At 66.8% G+C, this 20,341-nt stretch carries 20 protein-coding genes and 2 tRNA genes; 13 read left to right on the forward strand and 9 right to left on the reverse strand.

Annotation, left to right across the window (positions count from 1 at the left end):
- Positions 1-290: 290 nt before the first annotated feature.
- The 5 genes from ACQPYM_RS13745 to ACQPYM_RS13765 all read right to left on the reverse strand — a co-directional run bounded on the left by ACQPYM_RS13745 (position 291) and on the right by ACQPYM_RS13765 (position 4,999).
- Positions 291-3,041 carry a hypothetical protein gene (locus ACQPYM_RS13745; RefSeq protein ID WP_433020287.1) on the reverse strand — a complete coding sequence of 917 codons (2,751 nt, stop codon included), beginning with the start codon at positions 3,039-3,041 and terminating at the stop codon, positions 291-293.
- A gap of 134 nt (positions 3,042-3,175) precedes the next feature.
- Complete coding sequence (locus ACQPYM_RS13750; protein WP_433020290.1) at positions 3,176-3,517, reverse strand: hypothetical protein; 342 nt, start codon at positions 3,515-3,517, stop codon at positions 3,176-3,178.
- Positions 3,518-3,572: 55 nt separating this feature from the next.
- Complete coding sequence (locus ACQPYM_RS13755; protein WP_433020293.1) at positions 3,573-4,058, reverse strand: NUDIX domain-containing protein; 486 nt, start codon at positions 4,056-4,058, stop codon at positions 3,573-3,575.
- A gap of 28 nt (positions 4,059-4,086) precedes the next feature.
- Entirely contained in the window at positions 4,087-4,251 is a 165-nt protein-coding gene (locus ACQPYM_RS13760; protein WP_433020296.1) for a hypothetical protein, read from the reverse strand.
- A 568-nt stretch (positions 4,252-4,819) separates the two neighbouring features.
- Complete coding sequence (locus tag ACQPYM_RS13765) at positions 4,820-4,999, reverse strand: hypothetical protein (RefSeq protein WP_433020299.1); 180 nt, start codon at positions 4,997-4,999, stop codon at positions 4,820-4,822.
- 22 nt (positions 5,000-5,021) lie between these two features.
- On the opposite strand from ACQPYM_RS13765, the gene ACQPYM_RS13770 reads away from it, so the two are divergent.
- The gene (locus ACQPYM_RS13770) at positions 5,022-5,327 is read left to right on the forward strand and encodes an alpha/beta fold hydrolase (protein WP_433020302.1); all 306 of its coding nucleotides are present in this window, start codon (positions 5,022-5,024) and stop codon (positions 5,325-5,327) included.
- A gap of 95 nt (positions 5,328-5,422) precedes the next feature.
- On the forward strand, positions 5,423-5,740 hold the full coding sequence (locus tag ACQPYM_RS13775; protein ID WP_433020305.1) for a hypothetical protein: 318 nt from the start codon (positions 5,423-5,425) through the stop codon (positions 5,738-5,740).
- Positions 5,741-5,890: 150 nt separating this feature from the next.
- On the opposite strand, the gene ACQPYM_RS13780 is transcribed toward ACQPYM_RS13775, so the two are convergent.
- The gene (locus ACQPYM_RS13780) at positions 5,891-6,274 is read right to left on the reverse strand and encodes a hypothetical protein (RefSeq protein ID WP_433020308.1); all 384 of its coding nucleotides are present in this window, start codon (positions 6,272-6,274) and stop codon (positions 5,891-5,893) included.
- Between the two features lie 277 nt (positions 6,275-6,551).
- Here ACQPYM_RS13780 and ACQPYM_RS13785 point away from each other — a divergent pair, with 277 nt between their 5' ends.
- Positions 6,552-6,947, forward strand: coding sequence for an NUDIX hydrolase (locus ACQPYM_RS13785; protein ID WP_433020311.1), 396 nt, complete (start codon positions 6,552-6,554; stop codon positions 6,945-6,947).
- Here ACQPYM_RS13785 and ACQPYM_RS13790 read toward each other — a convergent pair.
- Together ACQPYM_RS13790 and ACQPYM_RS13795 are read right to left on the reverse strand one after the other, a co-directional pair.
- A complete protein-coding gene (locus ACQPYM_RS13790; RefSeq protein WP_433020314.1) occupies positions 6,944-7,117 on the reverse strand; it encodes a hypothetical protein in 174 nt (57 codons plus the stop codon). The two genes, ACQPYM_RS13785 and ACQPYM_RS13790, sit on opposite strands and share 4 nt — an antisense overlap.
- A gap of 87 nt (positions 7,118-7,204) precedes the next feature.
- Positions 7,205-7,278: transfer RNA gene (locus ACQPYM_RS13795), tRNA-Gly, on the reverse strand.
- Between the two features lie 123 nt (positions 7,279-7,401).
- On the opposite strand from ACQPYM_RS13795, the gene ACQPYM_RS13800 reads away from it, so the two are divergent.
- The 10 genes from ACQPYM_RS13800 (at position 7,402) to ACQPYM_RS13845 (ending at position 18,804) form a co-directional block, all read left to right on the forward strand.
- A tRNA-Pro gene (locus tag ACQPYM_RS13800) sits at positions 7,402-7,474 on the forward strand.
- 77 nt (positions 7,475-7,551) lie between these two features.
- Entirely contained in the window at positions 7,552-8,949 is a 1,398-nt protein-coding gene (gene tig, locus ACQPYM_RS13805) for a trigger factor (RefSeq protein WP_433020317.1), read from the forward strand.
- A 380-nt stretch (positions 8,950-9,329) separates the two neighbouring features.
- A complete protein-coding gene (locus ACQPYM_RS13810; RefSeq protein WP_433020320.1) occupies positions 9,330-9,911 on the forward strand; it encodes a type IV toxin-antitoxin system AbiEi family antitoxin domain-containing protein in 582 nt (193 codons plus the stop codon).
- Positions 9,908-10,801, forward strand: coding sequence for a nucleotidyl transferase AbiEii/AbiGii toxin family protein (locus ACQPYM_RS13815; RefSeq protein ID WP_433020323.1), 894 nt, complete (start codon positions 9,908-9,910; stop codon positions 10,799-10,801). Before ACQPYM_RS13810 ends, ACQPYM_RS13815 begins: the two co-directional genes overlap by 4 nt.
- Positions 10,802-11,312: 511 nt before the next feature.
- The gene (locus tag ACQPYM_RS13820; protein WP_433020326.1) at positions 11,313-11,936 is read left to right on the forward strand and encodes a ClpP family protease; all 624 of its coding nucleotides are present in this window, start codon (positions 11,313-11,315) and stop codon (positions 11,934-11,936) included.
- Positions 11,937-11,965: 29 nt separating this feature from the next.
- Positions 11,966-12,577, forward strand: a complete 612-nt coding sequence (locus ACQPYM_RS13825) for an ATP-dependent Clp protease proteolytic subunit (RefSeq protein WP_433020329.1) — start codon at positions 11,966-11,968, stop codon at positions 12,575-12,577.
- A gap of 192 nt (positions 12,578-12,769) precedes the next feature.
- Positions 12,770-14,065, forward strand: a complete 1,296-nt coding sequence (clpX, locus tag ACQPYM_RS13830) for an ATP-dependent Clp protease ATP-binding subunit ClpX (protein WP_360281828.1) — start codon at positions 12,770-12,772, stop codon at positions 14,063-14,065.
- Positions 14,066-14,231: 166 nt separating this feature from the next.
- Entirely contained in the window at positions 14,232-15,854 is a 1,623-nt protein-coding gene (locus ACQPYM_RS13835) for an alpha/beta hydrolase (RefSeq protein WP_433020333.1), read from the forward strand.
- A 137-nt stretch (positions 15,855-15,991) separates the two neighbouring features.
- Positions 15,992-17,530, forward strand: a complete 1,539-nt coding sequence (locus ACQPYM_RS13840) for an alkaline phosphatase D family protein (protein WP_433020336.1) — start codon at positions 15,992-15,994, stop codon at positions 17,528-17,530.
- Positions 17,531-17,541: 11 nt separating this feature from the next.
- Complete coding sequence (locus ACQPYM_RS13845) at positions 17,542-18,804, forward strand: hypothetical protein (RefSeq protein ID WP_433020339.1); 1,263 nt, start codon at positions 17,542-17,544, stop codon at positions 18,802-18,804.
- Positions 18,805-18,909: 105 nt separating this feature from the next.
- Here ACQPYM_RS13845 and ACQPYM_RS13850 read toward each other — a convergent pair whose 3' ends face one another.
- Positions 18,910-20,289, reverse strand: a complete 1,380-nt coding sequence (locus ACQPYM_RS13850; RefSeq protein WP_433020342.1) for a phosphodiester glycosidase family protein — start codon at positions 20,287-20,289, stop codon at positions 18,910-18,912.
- Positions 20,290-20,341 lie beyond the last annotated feature (52 nt).

Below are 20,341 nucleotides of genomic sequence, written 5' to 3' on the forward strand. Positions count from 1 at the left end.
GAGTCGCCAGAGATTCTGGCTCCGCCGGGGAGTGAGACGGGTGGAAGGGTCTGCGATGGACGGCGCTTGGACAGGTTGCTCGGAGGGCATCTGGAGGGGCGCACTTCCCAACATGCTCGGCATGGATGTGGGTTCGCTACCGGAAAACGGCGCACTTTCCAGTATCGCTTAGGCGGTAAGCGCTTGTCCTGGCAATTCCGTCCCACGGTGACGAATTACCACTTGTTGCAATAGCCAAGCCCCGCCACCGGGCGGTGACGGGGCTCACGCTGATTACGTTCCGCTATAGATCAGATCCGCAGGAACGCCACACCGTCGATGACGGCCGGGGCTGTGGAGGTCGAGACGATCTTGACCGCGCCGGAGCGGAACGGGGTGATCGGCAGGTAGGTGACCTTGCGCGCGGTGGTGGTCGCGGCCAGCGCGACGGTGCCGATCTTGATGCCGGCGTGGTAGACGTCGACCTTGCCCTGGCCGGGGCCGTTGATCGTGACGAGCGCGATCCGCAGACCCGCCTCGCCGGTCTTGGTCAGGTAGGCGCCGTTCGCCTTGAGCACCGAGGTGGTGCCCTGGAAGGCGAGCGTGCTGGTCGCCCGGGTCACCGTGCCTGCGGACGTCAGGGCGCGATCGTCCTGCGGCGCCATCGAGCACAGTTGTGTCGACCAGGCGGACACGTTCCCCAAGACGTCGCGGGCGCGGATCATGAAGCACTCGTCCAGGCCCAGTCGCGGCGTCCACGAGATGGAGGTGAACTGGACGTTCTGCCAGGTCGCCGGGTACATCCACTTGCCGAAGGCGGCTCCGGCCGGTGCGATCTTGTAGACGACGTCGTAGCTCGCGACCGAGGTCTCGTCCTTGTACGCCCAGCGGACCGAGGCGGGCGTACCGAGGAAGACCCGGTCGCTGATCCTCAGCGTGACGGCCACCGGCGCGACGCCGTCGACCTCGCTGCAGTACGACGTACTCCAGGCACTCAGGTTGCCGGCGTAGTCGCGAGCGCGAACCTGCCAGCAGGTGTCGGTGCCCGGGGCCGCGGAGTAGCTGGCCCCTGTGGTCCGGAGTCCCTGCCACTCCGGCACCTCGTTCCAGGCGCCGTACGGCGAGGTGCGGTTCGGCCGCTGCTGGATGCGGAGGTCGTAGGACCGTACGCCGGTTGCCGGGGCGTTGGGGTCCTGCGGGTCAGTGAACGCCCACTCGAAGGACAGGCTCGTGTTGTCTCGTAGCCGCTCGCCGGCACTCGCACTGGTCAGCACTGGCGCGGTGGTGTCGGGCCCCACCTGCGGGTCGGCCGCCAGCCAGCTGAGGCTGGCGATGCGCGGGCGGGCGTCCGTGTCGGCGTAGATGAGCTTGGCGCCACCAGCGCCGTCTGCTCTGAAGCTGGCGGCCTGCCCGTTGATCGGTCCGTAGCGGCGCTGAGCGAAGCCACGGTCGTTGAGGTCCGTGACCAGCAACTCCTTGGCGTCGTTCTCGCCTACTGCACTCTGTACGACGAACCCGTTGCCCAGCTGAGCGTCTGTACCGACTGTCAGGTGGCGGGGCGCCTCGGGACCCTTGATGTCGACCACTTGGTTGCCGCCGGCGCAGCCGGTGAGTAGAGCCCAGCGGCCGTTCACCCGGTCGCTGGCGACCGTGCAGCCGCTGGCTACTGCGATCGTCTTGGTCGCCTGGGTGGTGAGGTCCTTGCCGGTGAGCACGCCGAGCTCAGTGACCTTCCAGACCGAGGTGTCGGCCAGGGCGAAGGGCACTGGGTAGTCGGCCAGCTTGGTCTTGGTCGCGACGTCGTAGACCGCGGCGGTGGCCGCATCCGGCGTACGGTGCGAAACCAGCTTGCCGCCCTTGCCCAGAACGACCTCATCGGTCGCTGGGAAGGTCAGGTCGCCTCCAGAGCCGCGCACTCGGGCGATGCCGGCCTGGTAGGTCACCAGGGTGGTTCCCTCGAGTTGCAGCGGCTTGCCGGAGTTGCTGAGGCTCAGCGACGACCAGGTTGTGCCGTTGGTGGTCGTCTCGTAGACGCCGTGGTCCGGCTGGTAGTCCGCCGTCACCACGCGGGCACCTGACATCGCAACTCCGCTGACCTGAGCGGCGAAGGCGGGAGTGGCCTTGACCGTCGTCAGTACGCCGTCCGCGCCGACACTGGCGACCTTGCTCTGCGCACTGACCAGCAGACGGCCGTTGCCGAGGTCTGCCGCGTCGTGGACGCCCGTGACGAAGTTGGGGGTGACAGCGCCGCCGTTGACGGCGATCTTGGTCAGCTGCTTGGACTCAGGCACGGGTACTGCGAGGTCGTCGCCAACTGTGAGCAGGGGGACTCCAGAGGGCACCTCTACCGTGCCGGTCGTTGCGCCCTGCTTCCAGCCGACCGTGTTGGAGTCCGTCTGCCAGAGCACCCGGTTGGGGGTGAGGGCAGCCCAGGCCGGGTTGGCGGGCAGCGTGGCCGCTGCGGTCGCAGTACCGGTTGCTGTGTCTACGACTGAGAGGCGGCCGGCTATCGCGACCAGGATCGCGGTGCTGGTGGTGTCGAGGATGACCGGGTCGCCGAAGGTCAGGCCGGTGATCGGCTTCTCGGTGTTGTCGACCGCACGCAGTACGAGCGAGCTGTCGGCCGCACGCGACAGGAGGACCCCGCCGGGATAGGCGCCTTGGTACGTCGCGCCTGCCGGTACTGCGACCTGGCTGACCGCGTCGGTCGCGATGTCGCGGAAGGTGATCTGGGCGGCAGCTGGCGTCACGACGTACTTGCCCAGGAGCGTCGGCGCTTCGTCCGGCTTGTCGGCGAGACGCGGGACGGTCCGGACCACCGCGCCGTTGGTGGTGTTGAGGATCTCCCACGGCTCGAGCGCGTCCGGCTGCCCGTACGACGTCACGTAGTACGAACTCGTCGCCTGCCGGATCTGCACCGCGGGATCAGCCACCGCCCTGGCGCCGACCGCCACCCCCTCACCCAGGTGCAGAGGCGGATCAGCCGCCATCACCTGCACCGCAACCACCGGCACCAACACCACCGCACACGCGACAGCAACCAGCTTTGACCGCAACAACATCGCCAAACCCCCTCAGACGGCCAGGCGCCGCCTTCCCCTAAGCGCGGCACTTTAACCTCGACCGCCCAGTAGCGGAAGCGCTTACCAAATCCCCCGGCCACCGCCAACGCCCCCAATCACCGCCGAGGACGCAATCAGAGGCGGAGTTGGGTCCACTTCGCGGTGTGGTTCCAGGCGGGGAGTTCGAAGGCCCATCCGGTAAGGAGTTGGTGGGCGGCGCGCATGTCGGCGACCACGGTGCCGTAGTGGCGGTCGGCGCTGCCTTCGGAGTGCTCGACCACGTACGACCCGTCGTCCTGCCGCGCGGCCTGCGCATAGGTCTGCTTGCCGGGATCAGAGGTCCGCTCGACGATGAGAAACCCACCCAAGCCGTTCTCGATGTCGCTCAAGAGATCGAACAGCAAATCCTCGGACGGATCATCCCACCGCTCGTCATCCTCGGTGATAGCCCGCAGGACCGGCGACCTGAAACTCATATCCACAATGCTCCCAGCCACCCAGGGTCACGAGAAGCCCGCGGCCAGCGGGTGGTCAGGACGGGCCGATCTGCTGACCGTCCGCGCCGAGCACGATGAACCGAAGTACGTCGTCCCGGCGGCCTCCCCTCAACCAGTGTGCGAAAGCGAGCTGAGCGGTCGGCGGCATCTCCAGCCCAGTGGGATCCATCGCCAGATCGAACCACCGAAGTACACCCTCATCGCAGTCCGCCGGAACCAGTACGCCGGGCCGAAGGGTGGCGGTGAAGTAGTAGGTGTGCCGAAGCCCGGTCCCGGTGTCCCGCAGAGCCACGTACCGCAGGGCAAGCTCAGAGAGCTGGTCAGGAATCACACCGATCTCCTCCTCCACCTCCCGAAGGATTCCGGCGGTCGGATCCTCGCTCTCGGCGCCGGCGAGGTGACCGCCGATTCCCACCCAGGAGTCGCCGATCGCGCGCGACCCCTTCCGGTAGAGCAGCAGAACCTGTCCGTCGCGGACCAGAAACATCGATGTCATCAACCGACTGGCCCGCAACGTCATCCGCGGAGGCTATCTCGCCGAACACTTGTCAGTAGTACTGCGCGACCCGGACGAGATTGAGCACCCCAAGCGCAAGCACCACAGCGCACGCGATGACGGACCTGCGAGACCTGGTCACCACCATCGCAGTACCAGCGAGAACCACCGACACCACCGCCAGCAACGCCGTCGCATCCCGGGCATCATCAGACACGACCCGGTCGAGCACAGGATCCCCAAGCCCCGCATAGTCATGCGAAGGAAGAAAGAGCCCCACGAACACAAACAGCCCAGCCACAGCAAGACAAATCCCCGCAACCGCCCTGCCTAAGCCCCGCCGCTCATCCCACACTGCAGCACCTTAGTACCTACTGGCACTGAGTGATCCCAACAGTCACCAGCAGCGCCGCCGCCAGAACCAACACCCCAAAAACCGATTTGAACCTGCCGCCGATAAGCCGCACACAAACCTCCCGTTGGTCAGCCGCCATCCAGAAACCCCGACGCTAACCACCCCCGCTTTCTACTCGCTTTCCACTCACTTCACGGCTCGATCAGGCGTCAGGGCTTTCGTCAGTCGGAGCCTCGGTGGCGTCTCCATCTGTGCCAGCGAGCCCATGCCACGACGACAACCACCGGAGCGACCGGGAGGAATACGAGGTCGAACGGATGCCACCCGGACGCTGCCGGGTCCGCGGCCCGCGTCGGCTTCTTTGGGTCGTAGCGGAGGGCGATGACATCACCCTCCGCCGGACGCCGCTTCACCCTCTCGACCAGTGCCGTCACGCGAGACTCGCCTGCGCGACCTGCTCGCCCTCGTCGACGTACTCGACATCGAGCGCGCCCATCTCGTCGCCCACGACATGGGCGTCATCACCGCGATGCAACTGACCTACGACCACCCCGAGCGGGTCCGCACGGCCACGCAACTCGCCGTACCGCCGGGATTCTTCAGCGGCCACCGTCGAAGCCCACCTAGCCCCATTGCGCCGCCCCGACATCGACAGCGCCGTACGCCCCCTGGTCCGCAACATGGTCGTCCCCGAAGCCCTGCGCATGATGCGCGACGCCTACCGCCACCGACGCCTAACCGTCCCCACCCTCATCATCTTCGGCCGCCGGGACCACCCATTGACCGAACAACGCATAACCCAAATCTGCCGAAACCCCACCCGGTACGCCGACCACATCGAGTTCGCCTACATCGACAACGCAGCCCACTTCATCACCGACGACGCCCCCACCGAGGTAGCCCACCTAACCCTCAACTGGCTAAAACACCCAACCTGACAAGGCCTCATGACTCAGATGTCCACCGGCCCGTCTGTGTGTCGGATTGAGCAGTTGAGACGATGGGCGTGGATATCAGGTGGTGCGGAGGCCAGATGGCGTTGGGCAGGAAAGGTTCCCGGGAGATCGTGGTCGACGGTCTGCCGTACCGCTGGCGGCTGCGAAGGCGGCCAACCTACAGCCAGGGCCTCGCCTGGTCACCTTGCACTTATGCGGTCGAGCGGGCCGATCAAGCAGGCTCCGTACTGGTGGTCACAACGAACCACGCACATCCCAGCAACTGGGTGTGCGCGCCCCACACCGCAGTCCTGCCCTCCGACGTCGCCCGCACCATCCGCCTCGCCCTCCACCACGGATGGACCCCAGACACTCCTGGCTCGCCGTTCCCACTGGACCTGTCCGAGCTGGCCTGAAATGGACCGGCTCCCGCGTGCTACGGCTTCACGGTGGCCGAGGTCATCGCCCGCCTTGAGGCGCCCTGCCCGGTCCACCTGATAGCGAGCTCGCGTCATCGCGTGGACCACCCCTCTGCCGGTCCGCACGGTCAGGATCTATCGACCACATCACGTCTCGGCGCAGTACACCTCGACCGCCGTCGGTAGTGCCGACTCCAGGACAGACCATTCCGGACGCTGGGCCACCGCGGCGATCCACTCCGGTAGCGGCGTCGCGTCGCCACGGAACCACCACTCATTGTGTGATCCCAGTAATTCGAGCCGAGGCGTCGGCAGGTACTGGAGATCGCAGTGGAACTGCAGATACTCGTCGGAATCACGCAAGCCGAACTGCCTGGTCAGATCGAGGTGAAAGCGTGGCTCGCCGGAGAATTCGTAGATCCCGAACTGGTACAGGAGACCATCGGAGTCCGGCTCCTGCGACACCTCGAACTCGATCCTGCTGAACGAGCCGAACACCAACCACGCGCTCGCCGCAGTCAAAGACTCCACCGTCAGACCCGCCTGATTCACAAGGGTGCGAAACACCTCAGAAGAACCCACGGACTCGGCCGCCGACCACCCATCACAAGACCCCAATCCCACGCACCAGTTGACCAACGTATGACAGCAGGCCGACCACGGCGACCGTCAGCCATGAGTTGGCATGCGCCAGACGCCTATGGGTCTAATGCCTCCGTCGGGTGATGCCCGACGCTCATCAGCCAGGTGATCTGCAACAGCCGACGGCATCGCGGCCGGGGGATGCGTTCGCGTCTAGGGTGCCGCCATGGTTGCCCGTATTCCCATCTCAGCAGCTTTGCTGGTGCGCGACGGTCTCGTGCTGTTGGTGCATCGCCACCCGTCGCGCCGGTGGTATCCCGACTGCTGGGACCTCGTCGGCGGGCATGTCGAAGCGGGCGAGTTGCCTGACCAAGCGGTACGCCGCGAGTGCCTCGAAGAACTCGGAGTCCACATCCACGACCCCGTACCCATGCCGATGACGATCAGCGACCCCACCCTCGATTGGCACGCCTTCCTCGTGACCCACTGGGACGGCGAACCAGTCAACGCCGCACCGGACGAACACGACGACCTCCGCTGGTTCCGTCCCACCGACCTCGCAAACCTAAAGCTGGCCCACCCAACCAGCCTCCCAAGCCTCCTGACCGCGATCCAGGTCTAACAGAACTCCTCGACGACGAGCATTGAACGGCGGTCATCGGCTTTGAACTCGGCCACGACGAAGTCAGCATGATCACCGGAAGCCGGTAAATCGCCGGAGTGCGTCAGATAGGGCCGGAGCATCGCCGAGAGGTTCTCCCGCTCAGCGGTCGGCACTTCCTTGAGCGCCACGTGACCATCCCGGCGATCCTCGGGCCGGTCCACCCATGCGGAAGGCCCAGGGTGGAGGTTGTTGCCTCTGACCTGGGCCTTTGCTGGTGGAGCGGGTGACGAGAATCGAACTCGCGTAGCCAGTTTGGAAGACTGGGGCTCTACCATTGAGCTACACCCGCGATGCCCTGTTTGGGTGGGCGGGGACATGATTCCACACCGCCGGGCCAGGTCTCAAACTGGATGCCGGGAGGGGGTGGGGGCGCGAGCACTGGTCCGCGTCCACTAGACTCGTGCGGTCACTGCGGGGCGTAGCGTAGTGGCTAGCGCGCCTGCTTTGGGAGCAGGAGACCGCAGGTTCGAGTCCTGTCGCCCCGACAAACCCCTGCAGCACCGTGCAGCGTGGCCTGTCCGGCCACGGCTGTGAACGTCACCGACCAAGGAGAACCGCCACCGTGAAGAGCACCGTCGAGTCCGTGAGCCCGACTAAGGTCCGGCTCATCGTCGAGGTGCCGTTCGAGGAGCTCAAGCCGAGCCTCGACGCGGCGTACAAGAGCATTGGCAGCCAGATCGTCGTACCGGGCTTCCGCAAGGGCAAGATCCCGCCGCAGGTCATCGACCAGCGGGTCGGTCGTGGGCCGGTGCTCGAAGAGGCGATCAACGACGCGCTGCCGAAGCTGTACTCGCAGGCCGTTCAGGACAACCAGGTCAAGGCGATCGGCCGGCCCGAGGTCGACGTGACCGAGTTCAACGACAAGGAGAGCCTGCAGTTCTCCGCCGAGGTCGAGGTCCGCCCGGAGATCACCTTGCCGGACCTGGAGGGTCTCGAGGCCGGTGTCGAGGACATCGCGATCAGCGACGACGAGGTGAACGAGCAGCTCGAGGCGCTGCGCCAGCGGTTCGGTTCGCTGAACCCGGTCGAGCGCGCGGTCGCCGACAAGGACTTCATCACGATCGACCTGTCGGCCACCAAGGACGGCGAGAAGATCGAGGAGGCGCAGGCCACCGGTCTGTCGTACCAGGTCGGCAGCGGTCAGCTGCTCGACGGCCTGGACGAGGCCGTGATCGGCCTGAACGCCGGCGAGTCGAAGACCTTCGTGACCCAGCTGGTCGGCGGTGAGCTCAAGGGCGAGGACGTCGACGTCGAGGTCACCGTGACCGCGGTCAAGGAGCAGGAGCTGCCGGAGTTCGACGACGACTTCGCGCAGACCGCGTCGGAGTTCGACACCGCCGAGGAGCTGAAGGCGGATGTGCGCGCCCGCCTGGAGCGCGGCAAGCGTCTCGAGCAGGCCGGCGACGCGCGCGACGCAGTACTCGAGAAGATCCTGACCCTGGTCGACGTGCCGGTCCCCGAGGGCCTGCTGACCGACGAGCTGGCGGCCCGCAAGGAGAACCTGGAGCAGCAGCTCGGGTACTCCGGCATGACGTTCGCGCAGTTCCTCGAGGGCGAGGAGCAGACCGAGGAAGAGTTCGACGAGGACCTGAAGAAGCGTTCCGAGGACGCGATCAAGGCCCAGTTCGTGCTCGACCTGGTCGCCGAGCAGCAGGAACTGAGCGTCAACGACCAGGAGCTCACCGAGCACATCGTCCGGCACGCGCAGCGCTCCGGCGTCAGCCCGGACCAGTTCGCCCAGCACGCCGTCGAGAACAACCTGGTACCGAGCCTGGTCTCCGAGGTCGTCCGCGGCAAGGCACTGGCCCACCTGGTCGAGAACGCCAAGATCACCGACGCCTCCGGCAACGTGGTCGAGCTGAAGACCCTGCAGCCGGACGGCACGTACGCCGACCCGGAGGCCGCCGAAGCCGAGGCCGCCACCGACACCCCGGCCGAGGAAGAGCCCGCCAAGGCCTGACCTCACCCGAACACCACCCGACGGCCCCAGATCCCCAGCGGATCCGGGGCCGTCGACGTTCTGGTTGGTGCGAAGGCGGGTTGATGTACTTCGCGCCGGCCCGTACTCGTCTCTCGCGCCGGCGCGTCGTGCCCACCCGAACCACGTGGCGGGCGGGTGGGCTAGCTAAGGCGGGTCGTGTGGGCTACCGAAGTGATGTGGCGGGCCGCCCGTACTCACTCGACGGGGGCGCCTCCGTGCCCCACCCGAACCGCGAGACGAGCGAATGCGTTGGCAAGAGCGGTCGTGTGCTGCCAGGGTGCTTGGGCGGCCTGTCGCGACGGTAATCCTCTACACTAGACATGCTGATGTATAGGATTTCCTCCGGAGGAGGTGTGGTGATGCCGACGAACGATGAATTACTCAACGAGCTGCCCGAAACCTTCGGTTACTCCGAGGCCATCGAGCGGATCAGCGAGCGCCAGCTCCGCAACCTCATCGCGAACGGCCAGATCGCCGTGTTGTCTCGTGGGCTCTACCGAAAGAACGATTGGCTGGGGGACGACGACCTCATCGAGATCGCGTTCAAATCACCGCAGGCGACTCTGTGCCTACGGTCTGCGCTGGCCCGCCATGACCTGATCGACGACATCCCGGCCGAGATCGACATTGCGATCCCGCGCGGCTCCTGGACACCAGAAACGACTGCGCCGGTCAGATGGCGAAGCTTCCATCCCGCGACCTTCACCATCGGCCGAACCGCCCTCGACATCGGGGCCGGCCGAACCATCGGCATCTACTCCGCCGAACGCAGCATCATCGACGCCTTCCGGCTGCGCCACCTCGATGGCCCTGACCTGGCCAACGAGGCCCTCAAACGCTGGTTGCGCGGGGGAGGACAGCCATCGGAACTTCTCCGGCTGGCCAAAGCATTCCCCCGCGCTCTGACACCGTTACGCCAAACGCTGGAGATCCTCCTTTGAGCCGAATCACGCGAGGCACGCCGGCCGGCGATGCCTACCTCGATCTCAAGAATCAGGCACAGCGAACCGGCCGCACTACTCAAGAACTGCTCCAGCTCTACGTTCTCGAGGGCTTTCTCGCACGTCTGGTAACCAGCCCGGTCCGTGACAATTTCGTCCTCAAAGGCGGCGTCCTGCTCGCCGCCTTCGACACCCGCCGAGCGACCAAAGACGTCGATCTCGCCGGCCGGGACCTGGCCAACTCCACGCAAGCCGTTCTCGAGCTCGTCCGGGCCGTGCTCGGCGTCGCGCACACCGACGATGGCATCGAGTTCTTCCCCGACACCGCCACCGCCGACGTGATCCGTGACGAAGATCAGTACTCCGGCGTCCGCGTGCACGTCAACGCCCGGCTCGCCAGCGCCCGCCTGCCATTCCACGTCGACGTCAACGTGGGCGACCCGATCTGGCCCGAGCCAGTACCCGTCGAAGTGCCGCGATTGCGCGGTGGCGAACCGATCCGGATCGCCGGCTATCCGATCCATATGGTTCATGCCGAGAAGATCGTCACTGCCGTCCAACGAGGCACAGCCAACACCCGCTGGCGTGATTTCGGTGATATCTACACTCTGTCCAGACGCCATCCGATCAATGGGTCTGACCTGCAACGAGCAATCCAAGAGGTCGCCCGCGGGCGCCATGCAACCCTGGCCTCCTTCGCGGAAGTCCTGGACGGTTACGCGGCGATCGCCCAGACGCGATGGGCAGCATGGCGGCGACGCAACGCCTCGAACCAACTGCCCGAGCAGTTCGCCGACGTCCTCGCCGATGTCCTGCAATTCGCTGAGCAACCACTGCGGGCCGATGTCGGAGGCCTCATGTGGGATCCGCACCTTGCTGTCTGGCAGTAGCGCGTGATCGACTGACAGATTGCAACCCAGCCGCTATCGGGTGAGGTGGGCGGCCTCTCTTCGGGCTCGTTCCCATCGATGCCGCCACTCAACACGCTGGGTTCACTTGGCGTGGGAGCACGCACGCCCGCCACCCAGCGCTCCGGCCTCCGCATCGACACGGTCCCCCTTGAGCCAACTGCGCTGCACCGCCGTGTGGTTCGGGTGGGCACAATGCACCGGCCCGCCGAGCGAGTACGGGTGGGCGCTCCCACATCACCCCGCGACCCACACGCCCGACTTCACCGACGCACAGCCCCCGCCAAGTGGCCCGGGTGGGAACAACGCGCCAGCCCTCAAGCGAGTACGGGTGGGCGCCAATACGTCACCCCGCGACCGCCCCTACATCACCCCGCACCCCTACCTCAACACGCCCATTCCTGTGTTAGCTGAGGGCAGACGGCGTGCGCCGTGAGCGAACAGGTGCCTACCAGCCTTAGGTCTGTCGTCGGGGACCAGTAATGTCGGCTTCGTGAACGAGACATTTGCAGCCAGCCCCACCGCCGCGGGCGGCAACGGATCCGGCGGACTCGACGACCACATCTACCAGCGCCTGCTGAGCAACCGGATCATCTTCCTGGGCTCGGAGGTTCGCGACGACAACGCGAACGCGATCTGCGCTCAGATGCTGCTCCTCAACGCCGAGGACCCCAACAAGGACATCTGGCTGTACATCAACTCACCGGGTGGCTCGGTGGACTCCGGCATGGCGATCTACGACACCATGCAGTGGATCTCCAACGATGTCGCCACGGTCGGGATGGGCCTGGCCGCCTCGATGGGCCAGTTCCTGCTCTGCGCCGGCGCGAAGGACAAGCGGTTCGCCCTGCCGCACGCGCGGATCATGATGCACCAGCCGTCGGGTGGCATGGGTGGTACGGCCTCCGACATCAAGATCCAGGCCCAGCAGTCGCTGCACATCAAGGCGCAGCTGTTCAAGCTGATCGCCGAGCACACCGGCCAGCCGCTCGACCAGGTCGAGACCGACGCCGACCGGGACCGCTGGTTCACCGCGGACCAGGCGAAGGAGTACGGCTTCATCGACCACGTCGTGGCCAGCGCCGCTCAGCTGAGCAGCGGCAGCCCGAACTCCTGACCTCCCCCGCGACAAGTAAGGACACGAGCATGAACTACTTCATCCCGCAGTGGGAGGAGCGCACGTCGTACGGCATGCGCCGGATCGACCCGTACACGAAGCTGTTCGAGGACCGGATCATCTTCCTCGGTACGCCGATCAGCGACGAGATCGCCAACGCCGTGATGGCGCAGCTGCTGTGCCTGCAGGCGATGGACTCCGACCGTGACATCAGCATCTACATCAACTCGCCCGGTGGTTCGTTCACGGCGCTGACCGCGATCTACGACACGATCCGCTACATCAAGCCGGACGTGCAGACGGTCTGCCTGGGCCAGGCCGCCTCGGCCGCCGCGGTGCTGCTGGCCGCCGGTACGCCGGGCAAGCGGCTCGCGCTGCCGAACAGCCGGATCATCATCCACCAGCCGGCCACCGAGGGCACCTACGGGCAGTCCAGCGACATCGAGATCCAGGCCAACGAGATCCTGCGGCTGCGTTCGCTGCTGGAGAAGATGCTCGCCGAGGCCAGCGGCAAGTCGCACGAGGAGGTTTCCCGAGACATCGAGCGGGACAAGTTCCTCACCGCCGACCAGGCGATCGAGTACGGCCTGATCGACGACATCCTGCAGACGCTCAAGACCCCGGTCCCGGCCGGCGTCTGACAAGGACCGTTTCGCTTCGGCGGTGCTGACAGTGGGGCCGGAAAACGCCGGGCTACCGTGCGTTCGCCACCGGCGTAGACACAACGCGGCGGTACGCGCGGCGTTTCGGCCCCCGGCGCGGTACCGTCGAAGCGAGTTCCGGGTCGGTCAGTCCTCGCCCGGTTCGACTGCTCAGAGAAGGGATCTGTCCCGGTGGCACGCATAGGTGACGGCGGTGACCTGCTCAAATGCTCGTTCTGCGGCAAGAGCCAGAAGCAGGTCAAGAAGCTCATCGCCGGTCCCGGCGTCTACATCTGCGACGAGTGCATCGATCTCTGTAACGAGATCATCGAGGAGGAGCTGAACGAGGGCTCCGAGGTCGGTCTGACGGAGCTGCCGAAGCCCCGGGAGATCTACGACTTCCTCAATGCCTACGTCGTCGGACAGGACGTGGCGAAGAAGGCGCTCGCGGTGGCGGTCTACAACCACTACAAGCGGGTCCGTGACGGGCAGGGCTCCTCGAGCGCCGGCCGGCACGCGAAGGACGAAGCGGTTGAGCTGGCCAAGTCGAACATCCTGCTGATCGGCCCGACGGGCTGCGGCAAGACGTACCTGGCCCAGACGCTCGCCCGGATGCTGAACGTCCCGTTCGCGATCGCCGACGCCACCGCGCTGACCGAGGCGGGCTATGTCGGCGAGGACGTCGAGAACATCCTGCTGAAGCTGATCCAGGCGGCCGACTACGACGTCAAGAAGGCCGAGACCGGGATCATCTACATCGACGAGGTCGACAAGATCGCCCGCAAGAGCGAGAACCCGTCGATCACCCGCGACGTGTCCGGTGAGGGCGTCCAGCAGGCGCTGCTGAAGATCCTGGAAGGGACCACGGCCAGCGTCCCGCCGCAGGGCGGCCGCAAGCACCCGCACCAGGAGTTCATCCAGATCGACACCACCAACGTGCTGTTCATCGTCGGCGGCGCGTTCGCCGGTCTGGACCACATGGTGGAGCAGCGGGTCGGCAAGAAGACGCTCGGCTTCAACGCCAAGCGCGAGCCGGAGAAGCCCAAGGAGCTCAGCGGCTACTCCGACGTGATGCCGGAGGACCTGCTCAAGTTCGGTCTGATCCCCGAGTTCATCGGCCGGCTCCCGGTCATCACCACGGTCTCCCCGCTGGACCGCGACGCGCTGATCAAGATCCTGTCCGAGCCGAAGAACGCGCTGGTCAAGCAGTACCGGCGGCTGTTCGAGATCGACAACGTCGAGCTGGAGTTCAGCGAGGACGCGGTCGAGGCTATCGCGGACCAGGCGCTGCTGCGCGGCACCGGTGCCCGTGGGCTGCGCGCGATCATGGAAGAAGTCCTGCTCAACGTGATGTACGAGGTGCCGAGCCGCGAGGACGTCGCCAAGGTCGTCGTCACCGGCGAGGTCGTGCTGGAGAACGTCAACCCGACGCTGATCCCGCGCGACCAGATCGAGCGCAAGCGCGAGCGCCGCGAGAAGACCGCCTGACACCCCGTACTGCGTACTGCGGCGAGCCCAGCTCGCCAGCTAACTCCTGAGAGGGGCCGGCATCCGCTGAGAGGCGGACCGCCGGCCTCCTTCTCGTGGTGGACGTGTGCCGAGCCCGCCAGCTCATAGCGTCGAGGACGTCCACTCGTCGATGTGAGGGAGAGCCGTGAGTACAAGCACCGTCAGACGGGTCTCAACCGTGCTGGCCGCCGTCGCTCTCGTAGTACCGGCAACCGCCGCCGCAGCAACCGCTCCGCAGGCTGCCGCAGCCCAGCCTGTGCCGAAGATCAATTGGGGAAGCTGTGGCAACGACCCGGCCCTGAAAGCCTTCCAGTGCGCGACTGTAGAGGTCCCGACCGACTACGACCGCCCGCGCGGGTCCACCACCACGATCGCGTTGACCCGGTTGCCCGCCAGTGACCCGGCTCGGCGGATCGGCACGCTGTTCACCAACCCGGGCGGTCCAGGCGGTCCGGGCGTCCCGTTTGTCCAGCAGTTCGCACAGATCGCCTACACGCCGCAGGTGCGGGCGCAGTTCGACATCCTCGGCTTCGACCCGCGTGGCGTCGGCAAGTCGGACCCGGTGACCTGCGCCCCGACCGCTGCCGAGGAGGCCGCACTACTGGCCGGCCAGCCGCCGTTCCCGGTCACCCCGGCAGAGGAGCGGTCCTTCACCCGCTCCAACGTGAAGCTTGCGCTGAGCTGCCTGACCACGTCACCGGACCGCCTCGCGCACTACTCGACGGCGAACGTTGCCCGTGACATGGATCTGCTCCGCCAGGCCGTCGGCGACCAGAAACTCAGCTACGTCGGCTACTCCTACGGCACCTACCTCGGCGCCACCTACGCGAAGCTGTTCCCGAACAAGGTCCGCGCGCTGGTCCTCGACGGCACCCTCGAGACCAGCTGGTACTCCGGGTCTGACGGCGACCGGCGCCCCATCGGCGTACGGCTCCGGCAGGGTGACGGCGCCGCGGAGACGTTCGCGCAGTTCAAGGCTGAGTGCAAGAAGGCCGGCCCCATGCAGTGCTCGCTCGCGAAGCTCGGTGATCCGTCGACGGTTGCCGAGAGCACGCTGCAGAAGCTCAAGACAAAGCCGGTCGTCATACCGCTGCCGGACGGGACCACAATGACCGTGACCTACCAGGTCGCTGTCGCCGTGACCTTCCAGTACCTCTACGAGCCGGCCGCCTGGCCCGCGCTCGCCGACCTGTACTCCGAGCTCGCCACCAGCGGGCAAGCGCGAGCCAAGGCTGCCGCTGCAAAGGCACCTGAGGCCCTGGTCGAGTGGAACCGGCGCAAGGAGGAGTACTCGTCCATCGGTGAAGTGCTGCAGCCGTGCATCGAGGCTAAGCAGAGTGGCCGGCCGTTCGCCTATCCGGCCTTCGCCGACGCCGCGGACCAGAAGGCTCCCCACTTCGGCCGGATGCGGGCGTGGGTCGGCCAGACCTGCGAGTTCCTGCCGATCCGCGACACCGACGCGTTCCTCGGACCGTGGGAGAACCGGGTGAAGTCGCCGGTCCTCGTCATCGGCACCCGCTACGACCCGGCCACGCCGTACCAGGCCACCCGTCCGTACTCCGACCTGTACCCCGACGCGCGGATGGTCACCGTCGAGGGCTGGGGACACACCACGCTCGGCAAGAGCACCTGCGCCGACGCCAAGATCACGGCGTACCTGACGCAACTCGAGGCGCCCGCCGACGGCACGACCTGTCAGCAGGACCGTAAGCCCTTCGATCCGGCACCCGCGGCCAAGAAGCAGGTCCAGGGGGCTGTTGTCCAGTAGGACAAGTGGTAGGAAATTTACCAAATTGTGGGGACCATGGGCATGAACCGCCCCAATCGTGAGGTTCTCCGGACGGCAACGCCTGCGTCATCCGTCCGGAGGGCCTCGCGCCATGCGCACCTCGGAAGGTGAGGCCCATGAAACCCATCAGTCGTCGAACTCTTGTCCTCGGCGGACTCGCGGCGGCCGGTGCCACCGCACTGCCGGCCCGCTCGAGCATCATCACCGCCACTGCCGCCGTCCCGTACCCGTTCCAGCTGGGAGTCGGCTCCGGCGAGCCTGACGCCGGCAGCGTCGTGCTATGGACCCGCCTGGCCCCGTCCCCGCTGAACGCGGACGGCCAGGGCGGCATGGCCAACACCAATGTCGCTGTGGACTGGCAGGTGTCGGCCGATGAGCTCTTCAGCACTCTGGTCGCCTCGGGCAGCGTCACGGCGACGTACGCCGCGGCTCACTCGGTGCACGTGGTGGCCAGCGGCCTCAACCCCGACTCGGACTACTTCTACCGCTTCCGCGCCCAAGGTCACGTCTCACCTGTAGGCCGAACCCGTACTGCGCCCGCGGCGGGTACCAATGGCCGCGACCTGGTCATGGCCTTCGCCTCCTGCGCGCACTACGAGGAGGGCTACTACACGGCGTACCGCCGGATGGCTGAGGACAACCCAGGCGTCATCCTGTTCCTGGGCGACTACATCTACGAGTACCCGGCTACTGCGGGCCGGACGCGACTGCACCTCGGCGGTACGGAGATCACCACACTGGCTGACTACCGCCGCCGCTATGCGCAGTACAAGTCGGACCCGGATCTGCAGGCAGCGCACGCGGCCGCGCCGTGGATCGTGGTGCCGGACGACCACGAGGTGGAGAACAACCACGCAGGCAACATCCGCGCGGACAGTACCCCCACCTTGACCGCTGCACAGTGGACTGCTCGGCGTGCCGCCGCCTACAAGGCGTACTACGAGAACATGCCGCTGCGGCCGGCGCAGGCCAGCAACGGCGCCTCCATCCCGCTGTACCGGCGTCTGCAGTGGGGGAAGCTCGCTACCTTCCACATGCTCGACACCAGGCAGTACCGCAACGACCAGGCGTGTGGTGACGGCTGGAAGGTCTGCTCGGACGCAGACCTCGCCACCCGCAGCCTGCCCGGCAACACCCAGGAGACTTGGCTGCTGAACGGTCTGGCCCAGCACACAGGCACCTGGGACATCATCGGGCAGCAGGTGTTCTTCGCCAGGCGCTTCAACGCGTCCGGGGCGAGCATGGACTCATGGGACGGGTACCGCGCCTCACGAGCCCGGATCCAGCAGGGCTGGGTCAGCCGCGGCACGCGGAACCCGGTGGTGCTCACCGGAGATGTCCACCGCGCGTGGGCGAGCAACCTGATGGCTGACTACAACAACGCGAACTCCGCCGTCATCGGCAGTGAGCTCGTGACGAGTTCGGTCAGCTCCGGTGGCGACGGCGACGGCGCCACCACGATCCCCGATGTCGGGACCAATCCGTGGCTCAAGTTCTTCAACAACCGCCGCGGCTATGTCCGGACGACGGTGAGTCCGACCCAAATGCGCGCGGATTTCCGGGCGGTGGCGAAGGTCTCGGAGCACGATGCCGCGGCGACCACCGTCAAGTCGTTCGTGATCGAAGAGGGCCGGCCCGGCCTTCAGGCCGTGTGAAGGGACCAGCCATGATGAAGAAGCTCTTCACCGCCGCGCTCGGGGTGCTGCTCACCGCCGCGACCGCCACCATCGCCACGCCGGCCCATGCCGCTGTCGCCACACCCGTCTGGACGACGGCCAACAGTGTCGCGACCGGCGACCAGGATGCTCCGGCCATCGCCACCAACCGCAACGGCTACGTCGCCGTGGTGTGGGAGGACGATCGCGACACGACCGCCCCGACCGACAACGCGCGCAGCGAGATCTTCCTGCGGCTCTACCGCAACGGGACCCCGGTGTACGAGAAGAAGCTGTCCGGCGCCGGTAGCAGCGGCGTCACCAACTGGCGCCACCTTCATCCGGACGTCGGACTGGACGACAAGGGCAACGCCGTTGTGGTGTGGGCCGACGACCCCGACGGCAACGGCTACTACAACATCCCGTACCGCGTCGTGAACACCGCGGGGACCGTCACCGCCACCGGGCGGGCCAACACCAAGGCTGATGGGCAGCAGATCACTCCGCGGGTGGCAGTCGACCCGGACGGCGCTCCTGCCGGTGGCGCTGTCGCCTTCACCGTGGTGTGGGAAGACATCCAGACCGGTACGCAGCCGACGATCAGGGCAGCCGGATTCACCGGGCCGACGACTCGCGCCTACGAGGTCACCGCCTCGACGGCGATCGGTCAGCACCACAAGCCGGACGTCGCCGTGTCGGCTTCGGGCGACGCGATCATCGTGTGGGGTGACGGCAGTACCGATACGTCGTACAACGTCGGATTGGTTGGTCTCGCCAGGACGACCGGCACGGTCACGCTGTCCCGGCGTACGGCGAACGCCAACGTCACGGGCGCGCAGACGAACGCGTCTGTCGCCGCGAACTTCAACGGTGACTTCGCTGTCGCGTGGGAGTCGAACCACACCGGTACTGCGGGCGCGTGGACCCGCGGCTTCACGGGAACCGGCGCGGCGCGCCACGCCGACACCGAAGTGGTTGCTGGGGGCAAGAGTCCGTCGGTGGGCATCGACGATCAGGCGCGCACTGTGGTCGGGTGGACAGCGCAGGCCGCCGACCTCGACGTGTGGGTCCGCGGCTTCAACTCCACCGGCACTACGGGGGCGCCGCAATTGTCGGCTCAGCGATTGAGCCAGCTGACCGCGGGGCGGCAGGAGCAGATGGTGGTCGCCGTGTCGCCATGGGCAGAGGTCGCTGTCGCCTACACGGATGACAACGACGGAAACATCTACGACCAGGTAGCCCTGGGCCAGGACATCACCAACAACAACTTCTGAGCTATCCCCTCACCATTTCGGCGGTCAACCGCCCAAATTGGGGGTTGCCACCCCGTACTCCGGGGTGGCAACCCCCAAGCTCAGGGGCTGACCGCCGAAATGGGGTCAGCGGCGGTTGCTGTCGACGTAGACGATGGCGTCGCCGACGGCTCGTTCGGCGCCGCCTGCGCCGCTCGGGTGACTGACCAGGGCGCCGTTGACCGCCATCGCGGTCGAGCCGCCGCCGTCCAGGTTGATCGCGTTGTGCAGACCGAGCGCCTTGGCGACCGCGGCCGTCTCGTCCATCGTCGTACCGACGCTCGTGGTCTGGCGGCCGTCGATGGTGGCGAGCGTGATCTTGCCGTCGCGCGAGGTGCCGGCGATCGTGCGCGGGTTGCGGGCGAAGAAGCTGCCGGTGCCGGCCGGTACGACGATCTCGCCGTTGGCGGTGAGGCGGTAGCGGCCGGTTACGCCGTACAGGCCCTTGCGGAGGGCAACCTTGGCGCCGGACTCGTCGGAGACCGCGAGGTCGGTGCGCAAGCAGGTGTGGGACACCATGCCGAGCAGTGCGGTCGCGTCGCTACCGGTTGCCTGCAGTGAGGTCTGGCCTGCGGTGAGGGCGGTACCGCGGGTGGCGGCGACGCGCTCGATGCAGCCGCGCCTGTCGAGCACGACCTCGATGCCTGCGCCGGCTGGGGTGGTCGCGGCGAACTCTGGCGTGAAGAGGGTGATGTCGCCAGGCACGGTGCAGGACGTCTGCGCAGGAAGGGTGGCGCAGGCGGCCGGGATCACTGGCGGGTGGTTGACGAACTCCAGCGGCAGGGTGGCGCCGGTCTTCGGGTTCCGGACGGCGCCGGTCCAGCGGAGGTGGCCCATCACCGCTTTGTTGCGCTTGGCATCGATGATCAGGTTGGCCTCGTTCGGGTCGGTGAGCGGCTCGCTGAGCAGCTTGCCGTCGAAGATGCCGAGCCCGACCGGGTCGCCGGGGTAGAGCGCGCTGGCGGTGAACGTGAAGAACGACGCGTTCACGCCGGCCACGGCGCCGGCGGCGCGGACCAGGTCGGTCGTCTTCTCGACCTTGGCGAGGTCAGGACCGTAGGTCGCCTTGAGCTCGCCCTTCGCCTTGCGGGGGTCGATGGTGAGCACGTTGACGACCCACGGGCCGCGTGGAGTGGTGTTGATCTGGTCCGCCGGGGCAGGATCGGTGCCGCGGACGATGCGGGTCAACGTGACGCCGGTGGCCAGTGTCGTGGTGGTGCGAGTCTCGAGCAGATCCGCATCGCCGAGCGGCAGTGTGGCGTTTGACGGCTGACTCTGGACGGGAGTGCTTTCGGCCACGGCTGGGATGGCCGGGGCGGCGGTCAGCGCGGTGATCGCGACGAGGGCAGTGGTTCCGGCGAGGGCAGTGCGAGTGCGACGAGCGAAGGTGGCACCAGTACGGCGTACCGGGGTCGCCGAGTCGGCGGCGGCTGGGCTGGAGCTGGTGGGGCTGGCGGGAGGAGTCATGAGGGCCATCCTGTGGGGTTTTGGTGGAATCTTTCCACTTGGATGGCTTGCC

The sequence above is a fragment of the Kribbella sp. CA-294648 genome (genome assembly GCF_050943845.1).
GTDB lineage: Bacteria > Actinomycetota > Actinomycetes > Propionibacteriales > Kribbellaceae > Kribbella.

Bases quoted from the DNA above. Each gene is read 5' to 3' on its own strand.
- ACQPYM_RS13745 (WP_433020287.1), bottom strand. From the start codon at position 3,041: ATGTTGTTGCGGTCAAAGCTGGTTGCTGTCGCGTGTGCGGTGGTGTTG.
- ACQPYM_RS13750 (WP_433020290.1), bottom strand. From the start codon at position 3,517: ATGAGTTTCAGGTCGCCGGTCCTGCGGGCTATCACCGAGGATGACGAG.
- ACQPYM_RS13755 (WP_433020293.1), bottom strand. From the start codon at position 4,058: ATGACGTTGCGGGCCAGTCGGTTGATGACATCGATGTTTCTGGTCCGC.
- ACQPYM_RS13775 (WP_433020305.1), top strand. From the start codon at position 5,423: ATGGCGTTGGGCAGGAAAGGTTCCCGGGAGATCGTGGTCGACGGTCTG.
- ACQPYM_RS13785 (WP_433020311.1), top strand. From the start codon at position 6,552: ATGGTTGCCCGTATTCCCATCTCAGCAGCTTTGCTGGTGCGCGACGGT.
- ACQPYM_RS13810 (WP_433020320.1), top strand. From the start codon at position 9,330: ATGCCGACGAACGATGAATTACTCAACGAGCTGCCCGAAACCTTCGGT.
- ACQPYM_RS13825 (WP_433020329.1), top strand. From the start codon at position 11,966: ATGAACTACTTCATCCCGCAGTGGGAGGAGCGCACGTCGTACGGCATG.
- ACQPYM_RS13840 (WP_433020336.1), top strand. From the start codon at position 15,992: ATGAAACCCATCAGTCGTCGAACTCTTGTCCTCGGCGGACTCGCGGCG.
- ACQPYM_RS13845 (WP_433020339.1), top strand. From the start codon at position 17,542: ATGATGAAGAAGCTCTTCACCGCCGCGCTCGGGGTGCTGCTCACCGCC.
- ACQPYM_RS13850 (WP_433020342.1), bottom strand. From the start codon at position 20,289: ATGACTCCTCCCGCCAGCCCCACCAGCTCCAGCCCAGCCGCCGCCGAC.